Source organism: Haloarchaeobius amylolyticus, assembly GCF_042678045.1.
Classification (GTDB): Archaea; Halobacteriota; Halobacteria; order Halobacteriales; family Natrialbaceae; genus Natrinema; species Natrinema amylolyticus_A.
This window is the reverse complement of the sequence record NZ_JBHUDI010000006.1, coordinates 147580-169369: the sequence shown is the minus strand read 5'-3', so window position 1 is coordinate 169369 and position 21790 is coordinate 147580. Positions and strand designations below refer to the sequence as shown.

The 21790-nt window shown below is 62.1% G+C and carries 21 protein-coding genes; 7 read left to right on the top strand and 14 right to left on the bottom strand.

What is annotated here, in order from left to right:
- Positions 1-51 precede the first annotated feature (51 nt).
- Positions 52-276 (top strand): hypothetical protein, encoded by a 225-nt coding sequence (locus ACFR99_RS12150; RefSeq protein WP_390287718.1) that lies wholly within the window; start codon positions 52-54, stop codon positions 274-276.
- Here the strand turns inward: ACFR99_RS12150 and ACFR99_RS12145 are convergent.
- From ACFR99_RS12145 to ACFR99_RS12125, 5 genes are read right to left on the bottom strand one after another with little or no spacing between them, the layout of a single operon-like run.
- Positions 261-1331: a glycosyltransferase family 2 protein gene (locus ACFR99_RS12145; RefSeq protein WP_390287716.1), complete on the bottom strand. Its 1071-nt coding sequence runs from the start codon at positions 1329-1331 to the stop codon at positions 261-263. The two genes, ACFR99_RS12150 and ACFR99_RS12145, sit on opposite strands and share 16 nt — an antisense overlap.
- Positions 1324-2811 carry a nucleotide sugar dehydrogenase gene (locus ACFR99_RS12140; RefSeq protein ID WP_390287714.1) on the bottom strand — a complete coding sequence of 496 codons (1488 nt, stop codon included), beginning with the start codon at positions 2809-2811 and terminating at the stop codon, positions 1324-1326. The genes ACFR99_RS12145 and ACFR99_RS12140 overlap by 8 nt, the downstream gene beginning before the upstream one ends.
- Positions 2811-3836: a Gfo/Idh/MocA family oxidoreductase gene (locus ACFR99_RS12135; protein ID WP_390287712.1), complete on the bottom strand. Its 1026-nt coding sequence runs from the start codon at positions 3834-3836 to the stop codon at positions 2811-2813. Before ACFR99_RS12135 ends, ACFR99_RS12140 begins: the two co-directional genes overlap by 1 nt.
- Positions 3833-5035, bottom strand: a complete 1203-nt coding sequence (locus ACFR99_RS12130) for a DegT/DnrJ/EryC1/StrS family aminotransferase (protein WP_390287710.1) — start codon at positions 5033-5035, stop codon at positions 3833-3835. The genes ACFR99_RS12135 and ACFR99_RS12130 overlap by 4 nt, the downstream gene beginning before the upstream one ends.
- The gene (locus ACFR99_RS12125; protein ID WP_390287708.1) at positions 5032-5622 is read right to left on the bottom strand and encodes an acyltransferase; all 591 of its coding nucleotides are present in this window, start codon (positions 5620-5622) and stop codon (positions 5032-5034) included. Before ACFR99_RS12125 ends, ACFR99_RS12130 begins: the two co-directional genes overlap by 4 nt.
- A 467-nt stretch (positions 5623-6089) precedes the next feature.
- On the opposite strand from ACFR99_RS12125, the gene ACFR99_RS12120 reads away from it, so the two are divergent.
- Positions 6090-6626 carry a DUF7344 domain-containing protein gene (locus ACFR99_RS12120; protein ID WP_390287706.1) on the top strand — a complete coding sequence of 179 codons (537 nt, stop codon included), beginning with the start codon at positions 6090-6092 and terminating at the stop codon, positions 6624-6626.
- Positions 6627-7331: 705 nt separating this feature from the next.
- On the opposite strand, the gene ACFR99_RS12115 is transcribed toward ACFR99_RS12120, so the two are convergent.
- The 3 genes from ACFR99_RS12115 to ACFR99_RS12105 all read right to left on the bottom strand — a co-directional run bounded on the left by ACFR99_RS12115 (position 7332) and on the right by ACFR99_RS12105 (position 9432).
- Positions 7332-8312, bottom strand: coding sequence for a DUF1616 domain-containing protein (locus tag ACFR99_RS12115; RefSeq protein ID WP_390287704.1), 981 nt, complete (start codon positions 8310-8312; stop codon positions 7332-7334).
- 277 nt (positions 8313-8589) lie between these two features.
- Entirely contained in the window at positions 8590-8865 is a 276-nt protein-coding gene (locus ACFR99_RS12110; RefSeq protein ID WP_390287702.1) for a PadR family transcriptional regulator, read from the bottom strand.
- A gap of 234 nt (positions 8866-9099) precedes the next feature.
- Positions 9100-9432 (bottom strand): helix-turn-helix domain-containing protein, encoded by a 333-nt coding sequence (locus ACFR99_RS12105; protein WP_390287700.1) that lies wholly within the window; start codon positions 9430-9432, stop codon positions 9100-9102.
- Positions 9433-10075: 643 nt separating this feature from the next.
- Between ACFR99_RS12105 and ACFR99_RS12100 the strand changes: the two genes are divergently transcribed.
- Together ACFR99_RS12100 and ACFR99_RS12095 are read left to right on the top strand one after the other, a co-directional pair.
- A complete protein-coding gene (locus tag ACFR99_RS12100) occupies positions 10076-10267 on the top strand; it encodes a DUF7563 family protein (RefSeq protein ID WP_390287698.1) in 192 nt (63 codons plus the stop codon).
- Positions 10268-10592: 325 nt separating this feature from the next.
- Positions 10593-11096 (top strand): DUF7344 domain-containing protein, encoded by a 504-nt coding sequence (locus tag ACFR99_RS12095; protein WP_390287696.1) that lies wholly within the window; start codon positions 10593-10595, stop codon positions 11094-11096.
- 205 nt (positions 11097-11301) lie between these two features.
- On the opposite strand, the gene ACFR99_RS12090 is transcribed toward ACFR99_RS12095, so the two are convergent.
- The 3 genes from ACFR99_RS12090 to ACFR99_RS12080 form a co-directional block, all read right to left on the bottom strand.
- A complete protein-coding gene (locus ACFR99_RS12090) occupies positions 11302-13230 on the bottom strand; it encodes a DUF7282 domain-containing protein (RefSeq protein ID WP_390287694.1) in 1929 nt (642 codons plus the stop codon).
- 222 nt (positions 13231-13452) lie between these two features.
- A complete protein-coding gene (locus ACFR99_RS12085) occupies positions 13453-13965 on the bottom strand; it encodes a helix-turn-helix transcriptional regulator (protein ID WP_390287692.1) in 513 nt (170 codons plus the stop codon).
- 456 nt (positions 13966-14421) lie between these two features.
- Positions 14422-15411 (bottom strand): NAD-dependent epimerase/dehydratase family protein, encoded by a 990-nt coding sequence (locus ACFR99_RS12080; RefSeq protein ID WP_390287690.1) that lies wholly within the window; start codon positions 15409-15411, stop codon positions 14422-14424.
- A 276-nt stretch (positions 15412-15687) separates the two neighbouring features.
- Between ACFR99_RS12080 and allB the strand changes: the two genes are divergently transcribed.
- The 3 genes from allB (at position 15688) to ACFR99_RS12065 (ending at position 19703) form a co-directional block, all read left to right on the top strand.
- Positions 15688-17058, top strand: coding sequence for an allantoinase AllB (allB, locus tag ACFR99_RS12075; protein ID WP_390287688.1), 1371 nt, complete (start codon positions 15688-15690; stop codon positions 17056-17058).
- Positions 17059-17354: 296 nt separating this feature from the next.
- Positions 17355-18947 carry a SipW-dependent-type signal peptide-containing protein gene (locus ACFR99_RS12070; protein WP_390287686.1) on the top strand — a complete coding sequence of 531 codons (1593 nt, stop codon included), beginning with the start codon at positions 17355-17357 and terminating at the stop codon, positions 18945-18947.
- 417 nt (positions 18948-19364) lie between these two features.
- Positions 19365-19703, top strand: coding sequence for a hypothetical protein (locus tag ACFR99_RS12065; RefSeq protein WP_390287684.1), 339 nt, complete (start codon positions 19365-19367; stop codon positions 19701-19703).
- Positions 19704-19773: 70 nt separating this feature from the next.
- Here ACFR99_RS12065 and ACFR99_RS12060 read toward each other — a convergent pair whose 3' ends face one another.
- Genes ACFR99_RS12060 through ACFR99_RS12050 form a run of 3 tightly spaced genes read right to left on the bottom strand, consistent with a single transcriptional unit; the run spans position 19774 to position 21763 of the window.
- Positions 19774-20487, bottom strand: coding sequence for a hypothetical protein (locus ACFR99_RS12060; RefSeq protein WP_390287682.1), 714 nt, complete (start codon positions 20485-20487; stop codon positions 19774-19776).
- Positions 20484-21167, bottom strand: a complete 684-nt coding sequence (locus ACFR99_RS12055; protein ID WP_390287680.1) for a signal peptidase I — start codon at positions 21165-21167, stop codon at positions 20484-20486. Before ACFR99_RS12055 ends, ACFR99_RS12060 begins: the two co-directional genes overlap by 4 nt.
- A complete protein-coding gene (locus tag ACFR99_RS12050) occupies positions 21158-21763 on the bottom strand; it encodes a DUF7344 domain-containing protein (protein WP_390287678.1) in 606 nt (201 codons plus the stop codon). The genes ACFR99_RS12055 and ACFR99_RS12050 overlap by 10 nt, the downstream gene beginning before the upstream one ends.
- Positions 21764-21790 lie beyond the last annotated feature (27 nt).

Sequence of the window (21790 nt, the reverse complement as noted above, 5' to 3'; positions counted from 1 at the left end):
TCACGAAAAACTTATACCTATCTCTCGAAAAGAGCCGACTAGTTCCGTTCTATGAGTCTCTCTACACTGCTCAGTGACCTGTTTTCCGGCGGTGATACCGGGGCCGAGATGCCGAGGGCCAGCGCGCGTGATCGTAACAGCGACGGCGATGGCGACGGCATCAGTTCGGTCACGGTCGTCCGCGAGTGTCGCCACTGTGGGACGAACGTCTCGGCCGGAACCGCCCAGTGTCCGACCTGCGAGGGCGACGAGATCGTCACTTACTCCATCGAGTAAGCCGGCGCTCGAGCCTCGCTGTCGCTCGGTTCGCCAGGCTCGTCACACGGTACCTCGAGGTCCTCGTTCGCCTCGGCGTCGAGTCGGATCGCACTGCCGAGCGAGACGAGTCCGAGCAGGGCCGCGACGAACGCGGAGAGACCAGCCGTAAAGGCGTCGTCGCCGCGTGCCGCCCGGACGACCGATCCGCCAAGACCAGCCAGCCCGCCAGCCAGCCCCAGGGATCCGACGACGTAGTAGACGACAGCCGGGTTGAACGACCGAACCACGTATCGGGTCTTGAGTCGCCAGTAGAAGCTCTGCAGCAACAGCAGGGAGACGAACCGGATGAACGATCCGTACGTGATGCTGCTGTCCTCGTCGCCGTAGATCGCCGACATGGGGACGTCCGCAACCCGACACCCCGCGACGTTGAGATGGGTCAGCAGGTGATTGAGGAAGCCGTACTGGTCGGTGATCTCCTCGAGCTCGAGTCGGTCGATCGCCTCGCGCGAGATGGCGGTATAGCCGTTCTGTGGGTCTCCAAGCGACCAGTAGCCCGTGGCGAACTTCGAGAGGCCAGTGAGCATGGCGTTCCCGACGAACCGGAACGTCGACATTCCCTCGCGGTCGTCGGCGTGCAGGAGCCGGTTGCCCTTGGCGTAGTCGGCCTCGCCGGTGACGACCGGATCGATGATCCGATCGAGAATGGTCGGATCCATCTGTCCGTCGCCGTTCATCACCGCGACGACGTCGATGTCGTCCGCGACGGCGCGACGATAGCCGGTCTTGACCGCTGCGCCGTAGCCGCGGTTTTCCGCGTGACGGATCGGCACCACGCGCCGGTCGTCGCCGCCATCGGCTGCCGTGAGCGCGCGGTCGATCGCCTCACTGTCCGCGTTGTCGTTGACCCGCGTTGCAACCCGTTGGATCACCTGCCAGCTGTCATCCGGCGACGCATCGTCGACGGCATAGATCCGATCGACGAAGTCAGGAATCGTCTCGATGACGCGGCCGACGAACGCCGCCTCGTCGTACGCCGTCACGACGACGGCGATCCGTTTGCCCTTATACATCGTTCCCTCCGTCGGTGGTCACGTTCGTCGGCTCCGACACGCCACGTACAGTGTCACTATCGCGGGCGCTCGAGCCCCGTGGCGGCCGGCCGTCGCTCGAGCCTGCGAGGTCGTACTCCCGGTGGGCGGTGTCCGAGAGGTCGACCGCGTCCCGGCCGTCGACGACGACCATCGGCTCGAGTGCAGTCCAGTCGATCCGCTCGAACGCCGTATGGGGCGTGACGAGGACGGCGGCATCGAACGTCTCGTCGGGCAGTTCGTCGATCGCCACCGGCCGCGCGCCGTAGTCGGCCGGATCGACGAGCGGGTCGACGCCAGCGACCTCGGCCCCGTGCTCGGACAGCGCGTCGATGACGCCAAGCGCCGGGGAAGCGCGTGTTTCCTCGACGCCCGGGCGATACGTAACGCCGAGGACGACGACCGACGCGTCCGCGAGGTCGGTTCCGTCACGCTCGAGTTCGGCCGCCAGCCGGTCGACGACGACTGCGGGCATCTCGTCGTTGACCTGGCGGGCCGTCTCGGTGACGGCCATCGGCTCGTCGGTCCGGCCGAGCAGGAAGTGTGGATAGTACGGAATGCAGTGGCCGCCGACGCCGGGGCCGGGATCGTGGAGCTGACACATCGGCAGGTCGTTGGCCGTTGCGATCGCTTCGCGGACCGAAATCTCGAGTTCGTCCGCGAGCCGACCCAGTTCGTTGGCCAGCCCGATGTTGACGTCACGGTAGATCCCCTCGAACACTTTGACGGCCTCCGCCGTCGTCGCGTCCGAGACGGGGTGGACCTCGTTGTCCGAGAGTTCGTCGTAGACGAGCGCAGCCGCTCGCGTGCTCTCCGGGTCGACGCCACCGACGACCTTCGGATACTGGCCGCGGATGTCCCGCAGTGCCGTACCGGAAGACGTTCGCTCCGGGCAAAAGGCGAGCCCGAACGCGTCGGATGCGAGCCCGCTTTTGCTCGCGAGATGGGGCTCGAGGACGTCACGGCACGTTCCCGGCGGCAGCGTTGACTCGGCGATCACCAGATCTCCGGAGGCGAGCCCGGCCGCGATGTCGTCGGCGACCGACTCGACCGTCGTGAGATCCGGCTCGTTCTCGTCGTCCAGCAGCGTCGGGACGATGATGACGTGAATTCGGGCTCGCTCGGCTGCTGCCGGCCCGTCCGTCGTGGCCGCGAGCCGGCCGGCAGCCACCTGGTCGGCGACGAGGTCGTCGAGTCCGGGTTCGCCGACGACGTGGCTCTCGCCGTCGGTGACCGCCTCGACGACGGCGGGATCGATATCGGCGCCGGTCACGTTCCCCGTCGTCTCTGCGTAGACCGCCGCCAGCGGCAGCCCCATCTTGCCGAGCCCGTAGACGGCGACCGGAATCTCGCCGCTCGTCAGGCGCTCGCGTTGCCGGTCGGCCGGCAGGCTCGAGCCGTAGAACCCGCCAGCCGCCTGGGAGCCAGCGCCAGCGCTCGTATCGGACGAACGCTCCGCCATCAGACTTCCACCTCCGGTCCCTGTGACTGCTCGCTGTCCGTGTCGTCGGTCGGGCCCGTCGCGAGCCGGTCGATCAGCTGGACGGTTTTGAGGGCCTCGATGCCGTCCTCGGCGGTCACCTCGGGTTCGGAGCCGGTTCTGACGGCCGCGACGAACGACGCGAGTTCGTTTCGGAGTGGCTCGCCGGCGTCGACGCGGGGCCGTTCGACGACGCTCTCGTGGCGATACCGGGACTGGCCGTCGTCCGCGAGGTATTCGGGATAGGAATCGCGGTGGATCAGCACCGACTGCTCGAGGTAGTCGACCTCGACGAGACACTCGCGGGCAGTCACGGTGAGCCGGCGCACCTTCTTCTGGGTGACGCGACTCGCCGTCACCGTCGCGACGACATCGTCGTACTCGATCGTCGCGGTGGCGTACTGGCCGTCGTCGGTGCCCATCGCGGCGACGGAGTGGGGCCGCTCGTCGAGGATCGCGCCGACGACGTCGACGTCGTGGACCATCAGGTCGTAGATGACGTTGCCCGGTGCGACGCGGTCGATCGGTGGGCCGAGCCGCTCGGCCGCGACGCTGATCACGTCCAGGTCGTCGACCAACTCCGCGACCGTCTGCACGGCCGGGTTGAACCGCTCGATGTGGCCGACCTGCAAGACGAGGCCGGCGTCGTGTGCCTGTTCTGCCAGCTTTCGACCCTGCTGGACGGTTTCGGCGATCGGCTTTTCCACGAGGACGTGGACGCCGGCCTCGAGACAGGTCGAGACCGTCTCGTAGTGGGCGTGGGTCGGGACGGCCACCGTCACGACGTCACAGCGCTCGCAGAGGGTCTCGAGAGAGGTTGCTTCGGTGTCGTACTCGGTGGCGACGCGGTCGGCGACCTCGTCGTCGTGGTCGGTGACACCGGCGAGCTCGACACGCGGCAGTTCGGCGTAGACTCGCGCGTGGTTTTCACCCATCGAGCCGACGCCGACGACACCGGCCCGGAGCTGTTCGTCTGTCGTCTCGTCAGCTACTCGATCCGTACTCATTGGCTGGTGAAGTGATCGCGTACTGCTTCGACGACGGTGCGCCTGTCGCCCACCGATAGCTCCTGGTGGACGGGCAGTGACAGCACTTCGTCGGCTGCCCGTTCCGACGCCGGGAGCCGCGCTGCAGCGGTGCTGACCGTCTCGTAGGCCGGCTGGCGGTGAATTGGCGTCTCGTAGTAGATCCCGGTGCCGATGTCTCGTTCCTCGAGCGTCGCTGCGAGTGCGTCCCGGTCGTCCGTTCGTACCGTATATTGGTGGTAGACGTGGCGACGGTCGGCCGGCTCCGTCGGCGTCTCGAGTGGCAGGTCGGCGAGTTCCTCGTTGTAGAACGCGGCGTTGTCACGGCGTGTGCGGTTGAACTGGGACAGTCGCTCGAGTTGGACGCGGCCGATCGCCGCCGCGATGCTGGTCATCCGGAAGTTGTGCCCGAGGGTGACGTGATCGTAGCTCCCGGTGCCGCTGACGTTCCGGCCGTGGTTGACGAAACTCGCGGCACGGTCGGCGACGTCGTCGCGATTGGTGACGACCATGCCGCCTTCACCGGTGGTCATGTTCTTGGTCGGATAAAACGAGAAACAGGCTGCGTCGCCGCAGGTGCCGACGCGGTGCCCGTCGACTTTCGCTCCATGGGCCTGGCAGGCGTCCTCGACGACGAACAGGTCGTGCTCGTCGGCGAGCGCACACAGTGCCGGCATGTCGGCGGGCAGCCCGTAGAGGTGGACTGGCAAGAGCCCGACGACGTCGTCTCGTTTCTCGAGAATTCGTCGGACGTCAGCGGGATCGAGCGTGTACGTCTCGGGATCGATGTCGGCGAAGATGGGCGTCCCGCCGGCCAGTCGAATCGCGTTCGCGCTCGCGACGAACGAAAACGGCGACGTGATCACCGCTTCTCCGTTCTCGAGTCCCAGCGCCTCGAGCGCGGCGTGTAACGCGGTCGTCCCGTTCGACGTCGCGACCGCCGCGTCGGCCCCGCAGTAGGCTGCGAATTCCTCCTCGAAGGCCCTGACTTCCGGCCCGTCGGCGAGTCGCCCGTCCTCGAGGATGGTTGCGACGCGCTCGCGGGCGTCGGTGCTGAGTTCGGGGTCGGCGATCGGGACTGGCGTCGCGTTGTCGCCAGGATCGCCGTCGGAACCCGATTCGGTACCCGTGCCGGCGTCGATACCACCGTCGGTCTCGGGGGTCGTATCAGAGTCCGTCATTTGAGCTGGTTCGTTCCATCCAGGGGATCCGGAAGTGGCTGCACGGTCGCTGGTGTGCCGACTGCTAATGTGTCTGCCGGGACGTCGTCGGTGACGACCGCGCCGGCCGCGACGAACGCGTTCTCGCCGATCGTCACACCCGGCAACAGCGTCGCGTTCGCGCCGATCGACGCCCCGTCCTCGATCGTCGCTCCCTCGAGGCCGTCGTCGACCCGGATGGGATACTCGTCGTTCGTCAATACGGCTCCCGGCCCGACGAAGACGTTGCTGCCGATCGTCGTCTGGGTCGGGACGTAGACGTTCGTCTGGAGGCTGACGTGCGAGCCGATCTCGGTCTGGCCGTCGATGACCGTCTTGGTGCCGACGAGCACGTCGTCGCCGATCGTCGTCCCTTCACGAACCAGCACGTCGTGTCCGGTCGCGAAGCCGTCGCCGATCGTCACGTCGCCGTAGACGATCGACCCGGCCCTGATCGTCGCGCCGTCGCCAATCCGGGTCGGCGCCTCGAACTCGCCGTAGCCGACCGTCGCGTCGTCGTCGATCGTACAACCATCGCCGGTGATCGCCTCCCGTACCGTCTCGCTCATGCGTGGCCACCTCCATCGCCGTCGCGGCTGTCCCAGCGCTCGCTCGAGCGACTGTAATGGGTGATCGTGGCATGCCTTCGAGCCGCGACTCGGCGTCGTGAGTGATCGTGTATTCGTTGCATAGTCAATCGATACCCGCGTGGGTGATCGTGCTGAAACAGCCGGTAACGAGGCTTTGTTATCCCCGGCTTGCAGGGTGTGTAGTCACGAACTACGGCAACGTTGGAGCATTTCCCTCGTGAGCGCCGTCAGCCGGCCGTTCGTGGCCACGAACGAACGGAAGGATCACGTTCTCAGCCAGAAACGTTGGGTTGAGCGTCTGTCACGGCCGCTAACTGGTACAAATCCCTTTCGCGCGGGTAGTCGAGAGATAGTAAAGTGTCACAGTCTGGCACTCGGTGGTGTGAGCTATCCGAGCACATCCGTCCGCCCGAATCGGCATCGGAGACGACGTGACGAGGGAAGCTATGTCTGAGACCGAACTTACACAGGCGAAGCTGTTCGACGTATTTAGTAACGCACGGCGACGACGAACGGTTCAGTTTCTCAAACAGCAGGGTGGCTCCTGTGATCTCGCGCCGCTCGTCGAGCAGGTCGCTGCCTGGGAGAACGACACCGATCCCGACGACGTAACGCGGACCCAGCGCCGACGGGTCTACATCTCGCTGTACCAGACTCACCTGCCGATGCTCGAGGACCACGGCATCGTCGACTGGGATCCGGAGGGCCACGAGATCGAGTTACTCCCGAACGAGGAGCGCTTCGAACCATACCTCGATCGACACCTCGAGAGCCAGCACGCGTGGCATCGCTTCTATGCAGCCGTCACGGCCCTCGGCACCGTCGCGTTCGGGCTGTCGTGGCTTGCGATCGGGCCGTTGCCGTCCGGGGCTGCGCCGATCGTGGCGCTGGCACTCTGTGTCGTCGTGTTCGCCCTTTCGGTGGCCCAGCACGTTTCGCGCCGTCCGACCGTGGAACTTCCGTTCGACTTCGCGAGCCAGTAGCTCGTGGTCGGTGCGTCTCACCCGTCACTGTCGGATGCCCTCGGATAGTCGGTCCTATCTTTCTTCAAGGAGAGAATCCCGGCGTTTACGCCGGCCGTGAATCCGACAACGCTTACACAGTCCCCGTTCGGTAGCAATACAGATATTTAAGTGCAGTCGAGGCGCAGTATGACATACACCGAGGCGGCACGTCCGCCCACCTAATCGGACAATATCGGGACTCCGAGACCCAGAACGTTCGAGCCACCCTCTCGAACCGCTGTGGTGTCTCGGTCAACAAGATAAGATAACTCCGAGTCCCCGTGCCGGGGATAGGTGTAACGGCGGTGTGGCCCCGCCATCGGCCCGTCATACCGACGAGTCGTAAACCAGCAAATATCCCAACCCAGCGGTGCGGTGCCGTGGGAAGCCTCGCCGTTTACGGCGAGGAGGAGGTCACCCTTGTCGCGTAGCACTTTCTTGTACACTGCCGAGCGGCACAGATCATGCCCCGATCGCACTCGAAACACCATCACCGACGGCAACAGGCGTCGAGATGTGATCGGTCCCTCACGGATCACTGTGCACTATCGACTGACGGCAGTACGAGTCACGGCTCAAGTCGGTGTCGTGTCTCGACCCATTCTCTACTGCAGCACGCCAGGCACGCGGGACTCCGGTACTGTCGGAAGTCCGGCCGACCGCAAGCAGGGTCGGAGTCGGTCGTTAGTCGTCGGTCACCGTCACCCAGAAGTGGGTCTCCTCGGCAGCGTTTTCGGTCGTCGGCGTGGCCGGCGGCTCGTCCTGATAGAGGAGGACACTTATCCGAACTGTTTCGTTAGCTCCCGCCGTCGGCGTCACCGATCGTTCGCCGCGGGCGGTCGCACCGTTCGAGACCGTCGTGTTGAGCCGTTGTAACTCGGTTCGCTCGACGACGGCATCGTCCTCGAGGGTCTGCTCCTGGATGACGACCGTGTACTCCTGCTGGTGTCCTTCGTGATTTTCGATCGCGATGGTCACGGGAATCGACGTCCCCGGTTCGACTTCGCTCGGGAGGTCGCCGGCGACCAGTTCGCCGTCCTCGTCTTCGCTGTACAGTGCGAGTTCCGTGTAGCCGCCCGCCGAGACGGGCAGTAACACCCCCACGAGCAGCGCGCCGACCGCCGCTCCGATCGCGAGCACGAGTACGATCGACGCTGTTGAGACACCCGTACTGCGAACTCGTCCGAGACGCGCGATCGGTGAGACGGTAAACCGCTCGGCGTCCGGGGTCCGAACCCGTCGTCCGACACCGAGTTGTGCAAGCACGACCGTCACGAGCGCAAGCGCCGCGGCGATCGGCTGTGCGGCCAATCCCCAGCCGGTAACCGGTAATACGAGTACGATCAGCGGTGCGATCACGAGCGACATGACGAACGCCAGTCCCAGGCGTTCGGTGGTGTCGATCCCGCGGGGACGGGCTTCTGCCGTTGTCGCTGCAGCGTTGTTCGCGCGCCGTTTGGTGGCCGGAAAGAGAACCGACACGAGCGCATAGCCCGGCAGAAACAACACGAGCGGCACCGTCGCGAACAGGCGCAGCCCGCTTTCGGTTCCGAACCGTACCACCAGTAGATACGCGGCGATCGCACCAACTGAGACGGCCGCGAGATCGAACGGGTAGCGGCGAACGATCCCGAACCGCAGCCAGGTTCTCGCTCGATGACTCATCGACGATCCACCGTTGGACGTCGCCGCTTGGCATCCGAGCGCGGTTCCTGTACGAAGAAGACGAGTGCCATTCTCGTTGGACGATACGGCCGTCCGTGCTTTGTTATGACCGTGTTACTGACACGAGTGGCACAGTGTCGGTCAGACGGAGACTGATACGGTCTGCTGTAAGCAGTTCCGGCACGTCCGTGATCCGCTGCAGGTGAACCAGTACCTGGCTACAGCAGAGCCTCTTTCTGACATCTCTACGGTCGTCTCGACGACCCTCGAGTCCAGCCTAGAAATCGACGTACTGTTCCTCCCACTCTCGGCGGGCTTCGATCTGTTCTCGACCGGCCTCGGTGATGGCGTAGTAGTTCGTTCGTCTATCGAGCTGTCCTTTTTCGACCAGCTCTTTGTTGACGAGCGTATCGAGATTGGGATACAACCGCCCGTGATTGATCTCCGAGCTATAGTATTTCTCGACCTCGTCTTTGACGGTCTGCCCCGACGGACGGTCAGCACCTGCGATCACGTACAGCAGGTCGCGCTGGAAGCCGGTCAGATCGTGCATTGCTCAATCACAGTGACCGTTCCACTGAGTGGATATTTGTTATCCGTATCATACAGCGACCCTTCCACCTGTTTATACTGTCTTACCCGAACGAAACTGCGGGTTCTCGTGACTGTCTCTCGATCGTCGATGAGCCGGTTGTGACGGCGCTCGAGGGCGTCGTCGGCCACGTCGACAGTGCTGTGGGTGCCATCGAACGCAGAGATATCGTCTCGATAAGACGTTCGTCGACGGTCAGTCGTCGCCCTCTGCAACCGCGACGTTGATCCCGTCCGCGTCGATCCGTACGCGGAGAACGTCGACAGTCGACTCGTAGGCGGTCGTATGTGAGCCGTCGTCCTCGAATCGCACGCACTCTGCAATGAGATCGCTCTCGAGGAGGTTGTTGATTCGTCGGTACACCGTTGCCGAGGAGCTATCCGTTCGTTCCGTCAGTTCCTTTGCCGTCTTCGGCCCTTCGCTCGTTGCAATGAGGATCGTCCGGGCACAGTCGTCACCGAGGACGTCGAGCTGGGCCGCTGGATCGGCAGTCGATTCCGATCGCGTGTTGCTCGCTTGTGTTGACATAGTTGTGATCACCCGTCTACGACGGGGCGCGTCTGTTCGCTCTCCGCGAGAGGTGCCGATTCGAGAGGGCAGGGCAGATACTGCCGGCCGTCATCGGGTGTGAGAGCCGCCGAGATCGGCCGGCGAACCCACCGTCCGGACAGCCCACAGTACCGTTGGACCACCACTGCCGGGGATACCACGATTACATTCCGACACGAAGATCGGTAAGTGATAGTGGTATTTTATAACGATGTACCTTACAAGCTGGCGCCACGTCGTTGCACGACGTAAGATCGTATTTCGATCCGGAAATTACAGCTTTCAACACCGTTCCTGGTTCGTCAATGAATGATTTGGTCGCTGAATGCACCCCAACACGGCTGAATCCGACTTGAGATCTGACGGTGTGTATACGCCGACCATCGGGTTACAACGCTGCTACTGATCGATATCGGCCGGAAAGCGGTTGTTTCCCGGTTCTCAGACCCACATCCCGGGTGAACAGTCAATGTCCTTTATTCGCGTTTGCTCCCCTCGATACGATTATGCCCGGACGGGTATCACGGTGATTCGGCGGTTTCGTCGCTGGATCGGGACCGAGTGCAACTGGTCCCGTTGGTGGCGAGACCATTGATACGCGTCCGAGTACACCCCCAAGCCTATGAAATCCACACAACACGACTGGAAGCCAATGGAATCGTCGACAGCCGGCGCTCGATGCCGAAACTGTGGGACACACGTCACACAACAGTTCGCTCGCGTCTTCGGTGATAACGGCGACGTCGTCCATGGCTGCCCGTCCTGTACGACGTATCGGGAGATGCAATCCGGTGGCCATCTCCCTCGCGAGTGAGCGCAGCCGTCCGCTGTGTTATTTCTGCCAGTCGCGTGACTGGATAGTGCTGATAGTCACTGCACACCTGCTCACACGACGCGATCAGTGTCGTCCGCGTTCGTTGAGACGATCCTCCCCGAGCTCGCTATCTCAACCAGTAGAAGGCGCGACGGATTGACTGGCTGTACCTTCCTCCTACCATCGGTCGCATGTGTCTCGGCCTCGTGGGTACTGTCGACACCTGCCGTAACCTGCAAAAGTTAAAGTTAGTGGTGAGTGAAGTGGGGATACATGGTTGGTGGTGGACGGCCCCTCGAAAACCCTTGCGTCTTCTCTCTCATCGATGTCAGTTCAAACGAACAGAACTGAGCCGCTCGAGGAGAGTGAGGTATTTCACATCCTCGGCAACGATAGACGACGGGCTATCGTTCAGCTGCTCGCAGCGGAGGGCGGGCAGATCGACGTCTCCGATGTTGCGACCGAGATCGCCGCGACCGAGTCGGATACCACACCCGTTCCGAACAATCTCTACAAGAGTGTCTACGTTTCCCTCCAACAGACACATCTCCCGCAGCTCGAGGAAGACGCCGTGATCGAGTACGACTCCGATGCGAAGACAATTCGTCCTGGCCGCCACTTCGACGAGGTCCTCCAGTACGTCGACGGCCACGCAGACGATTATTCACGGATCTTACAATTCCATCTTGGACTCTGTACCCTTGGCCTCGCGACCATCGCACTGGTCGGACTCGAGGTCCCAGTGCTCTCGAGTATCGATCCGGTGCTCTCGAGCGTTCTGATGTTTCTCGCCGTTGCCGCAAGCAGTCTGTATCAACTGCTTGGCTGAACCGCGCTCCTGTCTGGCGATCGGGTGTGCAGTGACGGTCAGTGGCTACTGTAGTCACTGCCGTCTTGCATCATGTCGATTGAGTCCGACCGTGCAGTCGTACGCTTACGTCGACTGACGTCGAGGGTGGCTGCACACATCGACGAAGGGAAAAGACGCGCATCCGGTAGCGCGGCGGCAGTTACGTGGCGAACCGGTGTTCTGATCAGTCGGCCGTCACGTTATCGGCACTGTCATCGAAACCGTCGTCGGTTTCGTTGATGCCGGTATCGCTTTCGTTCGTCTCGTTGTCGAAGCCGGTATCGTCTTCGGATTCGTCGACGCCGTCTTCGACGCCAACGTCATCGGCTTCGGTCAGTTCGATCATCGCGACTTCGCCGGCTTCGTCACCCAGCACCATGTGGACGTATTCGCCGGGTTCGATATCACTGGTGTCGACCTCGAACTCGACCGTTTCGCTGTCCCCGCTCTCGAGGGTCACGTTCTGCTCGGCAACGAGGTCACCCTCGAGACGGAACTGGATCGCCTCGGTGCGTTCCTCATCGGTGGGGTTCGAGACGTTCGCCGTCACGGTGATGTTCTCACCGACCGTGGCGCTCTCTGGCGCCTCGAGGTCGCTGATGTTGAACGCAGTCGCTTCGAGATCGTCCTCGACCTCTTCGTCCTCGGTGACGTTGTCTTCTTCGTCGAGGCCGTCCTCGGTGACGTCATCTTCTTCGTCGAGGCCGTCCTCGGTGACGTTATCTTCTTCGTCGAGGCCGTCCTCGGTGACGTTATCTTCTTCGTCGAGACCGTCCTCGGTGACGTTATCTTCTTCGTCGAGACCGTCCTCGGTGACATTGTCTTCTTCATCGAGACCGTCCTCGGTGACGTCATCTTCTGCAGTGACGTTCTCCTCTACTGACGGTGGCTCTTCGGTGACGTTCTCTTCGATTGGCTCTTCGTCGGTGACGCTCTCATCTTCGGTGACGTCGTCTTCTTCATCGAGGGCCGGTTCTTCCTCGGTGACGTTGTCTTCGACCTGCATGTCACCGTCCATGATGTCGTCGATCTGGTCGGCGTCGATGTCCTCACCAACGACGAGCACGTACACCGTCACGTTCTCGACGTTCAGGTTCTCTATCGTTGGGTTTTCGACAACGATGAAGACCGGCTGTTCGTCATCGGCGACCGGTAGCTCGTCCATCGGCATCTCGTCAGCCGGTTCTTCGTCGTCAGCGAGTGCCGGTTCTTCTTCGGTGACGTTGTCTTCTTCGTCGTCAGCGATCGGCTCTTCTTCGGTGACGTTGTCCTCTTCTTCCTCAGTGATCGGCTCTTCTTCAGTTACGTTATCTTCTTCCTCAGCGATCGGCTCTTCTTCAGTTACGTTATCTTCTTCCTCAGCGATCGGCTCTTCTTCAGTTACGTTATCTTCTTCCTCAGCGATCGGCTCTTCTTCAGTTACGTTATCTTCTTCCTCTTCCTCAGTGACGGCGCTTTCATCTTCACCGTCCTCAGCCGCTTCAGTAGCAGCGGTTTCGTTGACATCCTCATCGGCCGCACCTTCGAGGGTGACCACTGCATCGTCGGTCACCGGTTCGCCGTCGGCCGTGAGGAACGGTCCGTCTTCCTGCCCGTCAGTCTCGACGAAATCGTACGTCTGGTTGTCGTTCGTGTCGCGATGTGGCATCGCGATCAGCGTCTCGCTCTCCTCGAGTGGCTCGTCGAGTGTCACCGTGACGTTCTCGTGTGTGCCCGCCTCGAGGTACTCGGAGGTCCCGATAACGCTGCCGGTGACTTCGCCCACGAGAAGGCTACTGTCGTGGATCGTCACGAAGCCGGGACTCGCCAGTGAGACGTTCTCGACGACGACCGTCTCGCCGTCGCTCGTCTGATCGTTGAACGTCACATACGCTGGCTGCTGTTCGGACTCGTTGTCCACAGCGTCGGTTTCGTTGTCGTCGCCCCGTTCGTCAGCCTCCGTCTCGTTTGTCGTTTCGTCTACCGTTTCGTTTGCCGAGTCGTACTCGTCTTCACTGACCTCGCTGCTCTGATCGATGGCGTCGCCGGACGTCGCGGCTGTGACCATCGCCCCGCTCGAGCAGACGAGCATCAGTGCTGTTAGTACGACAAGCAACTGATTGCGTGCGTTCATGGTTGCCGTAATGGCATCTGCTCCGTCGTTCGTTGAGCGGATAAACCGGCAGAACCATTACGCTGAGAAATTGAATACTACGACCCAGCGGGCGTGTATTCAGTGGCAGGTTCGTTTGCGGAAAACAACGATTGTTGATAGGAACGGTCCTCGAGACAGTGACAGCTGAACCGTTTGTGGGGTCGGTGTGTCATCGGCACTGGCCCGTGTCCGCCGGTAGTATCAGTGACTACTATAGTCGTCGGGGAGCCGCTCGGACGATTTCGACGCTGTCGGTTCGTGGCCCGGCAAACACACCAGGTTCTCCCGCCCGAGGCGCAGTTTCGTTATCTGGCCGTCCTCCTCGAGGTCGGCGAGCAGTCGGCTGACTTTCGCTTTCGACCAGTCGACGGAGTCGACGATAGTCGACTGCTTCATCCGGCCCCCGTTTTCTTGCAGGAGTCTGCGCACGCGCTCCTGATCGGTCAGAAACTCCTCGCGGTCTGCCTCCGGATCGGTCGCGAGCGCGGCTTGCTCACTGTACCGATCTCGAGCGACGAGGAGCCCCCCCAGAAGGACAAGCGCCACCATTCCGACGAGCGCGGCGAGGTGGGCACTCCCATCCAGCTGGAGCGGTCGTACTGACCACGATGCGAACTCGGATCGAGAGACTGTGCCCGCCACAGCGACGACCGAGTCACTGGTCGACGGAACGAACGCTGCGAGAGACGTGGCAAGCTGTTGATAGCTGCTCATGGCTGTGGGGAATCCGTGTTCGCCTCGTTCATGTCCTGTACCGTCGTGACCACTCTACAAATCCTTTTTTATAGCCCATGTGCTGTTAGTATTCTATCTGTATCTCTTCCCGAACGTGAATTCCGTTCGACCAACTGATACCGAGACGTAGTCACTGCTTGGTAGCCGCTCCCGACTGGAATGACCCGACTCGTAAGTGGTGGACAAACATTCGCCAGTCATGGGATAGGCAGCCTTTGCTCAACGAACCGAATAAACTCGACCGGACGTTTGGAACGGTTAGTGCGGATTTGGCCCGGGTTTCCGGAGTAACAAAATGTTGGCGTGACTCTCTCCGGATCCAACACGATACAACGTATCGTCCGTCTCGGCTGCCTGCGAGCCGGTCTCTTCATCGATTTCGTGGCTAATACACTGTGGGGTCGACGGCGTGTCACCGCCCACGCCCGACCGACCTCAGCTGTACGAACTGCTTTCTCGGTGGTGCTCCCGAGCAGGGCCGGTCTCCTCGTCTGTCAGCGTCGTCGTCCCGTCGCTTACCAGCGATCGAATCCCCGACTCGAGGCCGACTCGTGCCTCGAATCCGAGTTCGCGCGCCGCCTTGGACGTGTCCGCGCCGCTGTGTCTGATGTCGCCGGCGCGGGGCTCGCGGTGGACGATCGGCGACGACGAACCGGTCGCGTCGCGGATCGTCTCGGCCAACTCTTCGATTGCTGTTCGCTGGCCCGTCCCGACGTTGTACGCCTCGCCGACCACATCGGTCGTCGCCGCCAGCAGGTTCGCCCGGACGACGTCGCTGACGTGGACGAAGTCACGGCTCTGCTGACCGTCCCCCTCGATCGTGACCGGCTCGCCCGCCCGCGCCTGTTCGAGAAACGTCGAGATGACGCCGCTGTAGGGGCCCTGCTGGCGCGGCCCGTAGACGTTGAAATAGCGCAATGCGACGGTCTCCAGTCCGTACAGTTCCTCGTAAAGACGGGTATACTGATCGAGTGCAAGCTTCTGGATACCGTACGGCGAGGTCGGGTTCGTGCGTGCCGTCTCCGAAACCGGGAGCTCGTCGGGGTGGCCGTAGACCGCCGCACTCGAGGCGACGACGACCCGGGCGTCCTCCTGACGAGCCTGCTCTAAGAGCAGCAGACTCGCCTCGAGGTTGGTTTCGTTGCTCCGTCGGGGTGCCTCGACGCTCTGGGAGACACTGACGAGCGCCGCATGGTGGAAGATGACATCGACACCGCGGGCGGCCTCTTGCAGGGCGATCGGGTCACGAACGTCGCCCTCGATCACCGTCACGTCCTCGGGGAGGTGGGCTCGATCACCGGTCGTGAAGGTGTCGAGGACCCGAACCTCGTTGTGCGGGTGCAGGGCGTCGACGAGGTGGCTGCCGATAAAGCCCGCACCACCGGTCACGAGCACTGTTCGGTCGCGAATCGCTGACGAGTCCATCTCGTCTCGCTACCAGCACCTCGCTGTTTAGTATCCGACTCGTACCCCCTACGTCTGCCGTCGCTGTCTCCCGGAAGGCACCGCTTACAGGCGCCTCCGTCGCTGTCCCCCGACGACAGTGGACCTGGCTCGAGCGGACCCGTTCCGTTCGCTGTCGCGCGCGAACGCGGACCCCGTCTGGTCGACGACCTGTCTCGGCACACGGCCCGTCAGAAGCAGTGGCGATGCGAGTCGTTTGGGGAAGCTATATGCGCGGCCCTCGGCAACTCCCGGGCAATGACCGTCGATCTCGTCGTGCGCAACTGTACCGTCGTGACGCCCGCGGGTCGGACACCCGACGGGGGCGTCGCAGTCGAGGACGGCACGATCGTCGCCGTCGGCCGCAGCGATCGGCTCCCCGACGCCGACCGCGTCGTCGATGCCGAGGGGAACGTACTCGTCCCCGGTATCGTCGATGGCCACATCCACAACCGCGAACCCGGCCTCGAGTACAAGGAAGACTGGGAGTCCGCGACGCGGGCGGCCGCCGCCGGCGGCGTGACGACCGTCGTCGGGATGCCCAACACGGACCCGGTCATCGACCGGCCCGAGCATCTCGAGCTCAAGTTCGAACGCGGCGAGGCGTCGGCCCACGTCGATTTCCAGAGCTACGCGGTCGTCACCTCCGAAAACCTCGAGCTGATTCCTGACATCGACGAGGCTGGCGCGCTCGGCTTCAAGATCTTCCTCGGCTCGACGGTCGGCGATGTCCCGCCGCCGAACGACGGCGAGATTCTCGAGGCGATGGAACGCATCGGCGAGACGGGCAAACGGCTGGGCTTTCACGAGGAAAACGGCGAGATCATCGACCACTACACCGAGCGGTTCCAGGCCGAGGGTCGAACCGAGCCGATCGACCACTCTCACTCCCGGCCCGTGATCGCCGAACAGGAAGCCGTCGAGCGAATGATAACGTTCGCCGCGGAGACAGACGCGAAGATCCACATGTTCCACGTCTCCTCGGGGTCGGCAGCCGAGGCCGTCGCCCGCGGCAAAGCCCGCGGCGTCGACGTCACCGCCGAGACCTGCCCCCACTACCTCTGGTTCACCGAGGAGGTTATGCGCGAGAAAGGCAACGTCGCCCGCATTCAGCCACCCATTCGGGACGCCGACGAGCAGGCCCGACTCTGGAACGCACTCGAGACGGGTACGATCGACTGCATCGCTACCGACCATGCCCCCCACACGCCCGACGAGAAGAAGGTCGACGATCCCTTCGGGAACACGTGGGATGCGATCTCGGGCTTCGTCGGCCTCGAGACCGAGGTCCCCGCCATGCTCACCTTCGTCGATCAGGGACGGTTCACGCTCGAGGAGTGGGTCCGCCGCCACTCGACGCGGCCGGCGCAAGTCTGGGGCATGTACCCCCAGAAGGGATCGCTGCAGATCGGCACCGATGCCGACTTCACGATCGTCGATCCCGGCCGAGAGTGGACGCTCGCGGATCGCGAGACGCTGCACTCGAAAAACTGCGTGACGCCGTTCGAGGGCGAGTCCTTCACCGGCAAAGCGGTCACGACGGTCGTCCGCGGCGAGGTCGTCTACGAGGACGGCGCTGTCGTCGGCGAGTCGGGCTATGGCACGCGTGTCGACGTCGATAACGAGTAGCTACCGGCTCGAGTCGCTATTTCAGCAGTCGCTTTCTCCGCAAGGCATCAGCAAACCGGCAGACCGACCCTCCATTTCTGGTGCTATTATCCACTCTTGACCGAGCTGGATCCGTTGCTCACAGCGCAACAGTCGCTGTATAAGGTGCGTACTTCTCGTTTCAGGTTCCGCATAGCGACTTTCATGCCTGTGTATATATACTACCGCTCCCCGGGACGTGGCTACTACGTCCCAGGTGGCGTACGGCGGTTCGACTCCGTCGCTGGGGGTCCCCCGGATGGGGGGGTGAGCAGATAATGGCAGACGAGAACAATTCAGTCTCGAGGCGGAACGTATTGGCAGGACTCGGCGCGATCGGCGTCGGGGGCGCGCTCGCGGGAGCAGGCACGAGTGCGTTCTTCAGTGATAAAGAGACGTTCGAGGGCAACAAGCTCGTGACGGGCGAACTCGACCTGAAAGTCGACTGGGAAGAGCACTACTCCGACTGGTCCGACGATGAAGTCGACGGTGTCGGGACCTGGAGTATGGAGCCAAGTGACGATCTCTTCGGCTTCCCCTCGACTGCACCGACTGCAGAACAGTCCGTGTTCGTCGAGAATGAGCAGCAGTTCATGAAGAACACGGCTATCGAGGCATTCCCAGACACGACGAAGCCCAACGAGGAAGACTACGATGCACTGCGCGAGGATCTAGACGATGCTATCTGTGACATTGATGCCGACCTCGACAAGGATAACAAAGGTGTCCTGAGTAGTCCCTGGCGAACGCGTGGAACGTTCGGCGACGATCCGAACCCCCAGACCACCGAACCGGGCGATCCTCTCGTGATGATCGACGACGTGAAGCCGGGCGACTTCGGCGAAGTCACGTTGAGTTTCCACCTCTGTGGGAACCCCGGTTACGTTTGGCTGACTGGCGAACTCGTCGACGCGGACGAGAATGGCCACACCGAACCCGAGAAGAAAGACCCTGACGAAATCTTTGAGGACGATCCCGATGTCGACGGCGAGTATGTCGAACTCCTCGACGAGATTAGGGCGGCGTTCTGGTACGATACCGGAGTCGATGGCGAGTACGGCGCTGATCTGGAGGACAAGGACCTCGGTGAGGGAAGTAACATCTTCGCAAACACAGGCGAGACGCTGCTCCCGCTCAACGGGTCGCTTCGGAGCGTCCTGCGGGCGCTCGAGAATGACATGTTCCTCCTTGACCCAGAGCCAGTCTCCAACGGCGGAGGCAACAACGGCGGCGAATCGACTGCTCCGACGGTTTCGGGAGAGATCACGGAAGATACCGAGGAAATCATCGTCACTAGAGGCGATGACCGGTTCGACGACACGGCTAGAAACTGGCAGTGTGCCGACTACGAGCAGCGACTCGATCAGTTCGAGCCAGGGGACCTCGTGGGTTCGGAAGTCCTCAACCCGGACAATGCCCCCATCGAACCCGGGATGGATTACGGTGGTTGTACAGGAATTACGGTCAACGAAGTCGACAATGACAGTGGTACGATTACGCTCTCGTCGTCCGGTCCCGTCATCATCGTCAGTGTGAAGGGCGGTCCCGACGGCGAACAGGTCTATGTGTTCGACGATCCTGTCATTCTCGACGAGGCGATCTTCACAACGCCCGGAAATAATGAGATTAGCAACATCGACGTGTGCTGTCTGCTCAACGACGACGACGGACACGTCGACGGCGAGCGTGAGTGTTTCGCCCCCTCCACGACCGCCTACATCGGCTTCGAGTGGTGGTTGCCGGTCGACCACGCCAACGAGATCCAGACGGACTCCGTGGAGTTCGACATCGGCTTCTACACCGAGCAGTGTCGCCACAACGACGGCTCCGGTATGCCACCTGAGCAATCAAAGCACGATAAAGGCTCGTGAAGTAGGAATCTCCACGCCATCCCCTCGAGGTCGGTGGTGACACTGACGATTGTCGGCTATTCACGTCTTTTTGTTGCGTCCCGGATTTGATCTCGACCCGAGTCGAAACGGCCGCCGGTTTCGTAACTCGAGTCACATCTCGAAACACCAGTTCTCCGCCAGCTGTATGTGACAGCTAACGTACTCTCCAGAGTGATTTTTCAAGTGAGAAGATAGCAACGGGAAAGAAACATGACTCGAGTCGGCACGCTCCGTGAACACCTCCGAGAATACGACGAACGATTCACGCGACGGCTAGGCGTCCTCGCTTGAGCATACGGCGTACCCGAAACCCGGTATGCGTTCGCGTTCGTCTTTCTGACATTCGGGGTTCAGAATTTCCTCGTCCCGGGGCCATCCCCTGTCGACGAGCCGATCATGGCCATCGCGGACGCGAGCCGGATCACGACGATCGTCCCCGCTGCGATCGCGCCAGCGTTCGTGAGGATCTACGAGGTGGTACTCGGGCTGTGTTTCCTCCGGAACCGACTCAGCGCGGCGACGCTGCTGTTCGTTCCCCACCACCTCGTCACGTTTCTCACGGTCGCGGTCGTTCCTTCGCTTGCCTTCGCATCACCGATCCCGTTCGCGTACGATACCTTCGGCGCGTTCGTGTTGAAAAACGTCGTGTTCGTCGGCGCGTTCCTGCTCTTGCTCGCACACCACGGCTACGCGAGTTCAGAGGCGGCGGTCTCGAGAAAAGCGACTGGTGAGTGACTACCGTTTACGACGATTCTCCGGCCGCGAGTCCGTCTGGTGACGGCTCGAAACGAGCAGCGAGAATCCGCTATGTGTCGCTCTCTTCTTCTTTTTCTTCGGTGTCCGAGCCATCGGACGTCGATTCGGTCTCACCGTTACTGTCATCCGTCGGCTCGTCGTCCTGAGACCCGGCAGTCGAATTGCTCTCATTCGTTTCGTTGACCGGTTCAGTATCGTTTTCGACAGTCGAATTTTCCGATTCTGACTCGCCGTTGCTGTCCAGCGTCATTACGTTATTCTCGCCCGTCTCATTGTCACCCAGCGTAGTGCTGTTTCCATCGTTCATCTCGCCTGTCATGGCACTCTCTTCGACAGTGCTGTTCTCGACTGCCAGTGTTCCGTCCTCTGTTTCGTTGTTAGCGGTCACCTGCCAGTTAATATCGCCCGTCTCTGTGGTGTCGAACTCGTGCGAGACCGTCTGGTTTTCGCCGCTCGCGAGCTCGACAATCCCCGAGTCGACGGACTCGTTGTCGACGACGATCTCGTAGTCGGATACGACTGGTCCGGCACCGGTGTTTTTGAGCGTAACGTTGACCGAGGGCGAGTCATTGGTCGTGACGTTCTCGGGTGCAGACGCCGAAATTTCGATCCGCTCCCAGTCGTCAGCAGCACCGAGCTGATTGTCGTCAAACGTTTCCGTATCGGAAAACAGCGCTGCCGTTGGAGCGAGCGACACCCCGGCAGCCGTTGTTCCCACCAATGCAATGACGACCATGAACCAGACGACGCGTCTGTCGCTCATTGGTCTCCCTCCGAGTCGGTACCGTCGTCGAGCGCTTCCTCGAGTGCCGTCGCGTCGTCGACACCTGCTTTCAGCACCGGCGCCATATCTGTCTCGCCCTCGAGTGCGGGCGGTGGTCCGCCGTCGGAATCGGTGCCGTGCAGCGCCGCGAGCAGGCCCCCGTCCGGTGTGTAGCCGAACTCACGCAGGAGTTGCATGCTCCCCGATGCGACGAGGCCGAGCCCCGGCAGGATCACGAGCACGACGAGGCCGAGCGTCGAGCGGGCGAACAGGAGCAGATATCCGAGATACGGGATGTGGAGGTGCTGGACTCCATGTGCCGCGCTCGCGGGAACGTAACCCTGATCGGGATCTTCGTTCGCATCACCTTTCGTCTTGAAATACCGCTCGCCGTTTTCCTCGCGGACCTCGACAACGCGATGGGTGACGTAGCCTCGGTCGGCGACACCGTCCGCGTTGAAGGTGACGACGTCACCGCTCTCGATCTCGTCGGGCGAGACGGCTTTCGTGACGACGACGTCACCCGCTTCGATCGTCGGCTCCATACTGTTCGACGTGACAATATAGGCGTCGTCGCCGCCGACGATGCCAGGGACGGTGACGACGGCGACGAGGACGAGCATCGCGAGAAGCAACACACCGCCAACGGTGTAGACGACCGATTTCCCGCTCAGTCCCATTGGTTGTCACCTCGTTGCCTCGGTGGCGGACCATCCGCCCCGAGCCGCATGCGATCGTCGTAGCGGGCGTGAACCGTCGCGGATACGGTGAACAACGCGGTGATGATCCCGGCCCCGGCGAGCGGATTGATCGCCCCGAACGGAACGATATTGGCCCACATACCGATCAGGAATCCCGTACAGAGCACACCGAGCCCGGCGTAGTACTTGCTCCACGGGATGTCGTCGTGTGGGACGACATCGAGGTAGACCTCGAGCTCCGAGGCCGTCTCGGTCAGCTCGACGATACCACGGTCGCTGTCGAACCTGATGACGCCGCCATCGTCCAGCTTCGGCAGGTGTGACTGTCGGAGGGCGGTATACACCCGCATTCGCTGGTCGCGCGTGACGGAATCGGCTGTGACATCGTTCTCCCAGGCGGCGACCTGTCTGACGAGGTCGCGGACCGCGACCGGCTCGGTCGGCCGTTGCTTCAGATAGTGCATGACGTAGCGTCGACGCGGACAACTCAACAGCTCGAACGCGACGTCCTGTGACAGTTCGGAGGTGTGGTCACTCGAGTGAGTGACGACCCGACTGAACGTCGTCGCGGTCATTGATTGGTGACACCCGCGAGGTCGCGT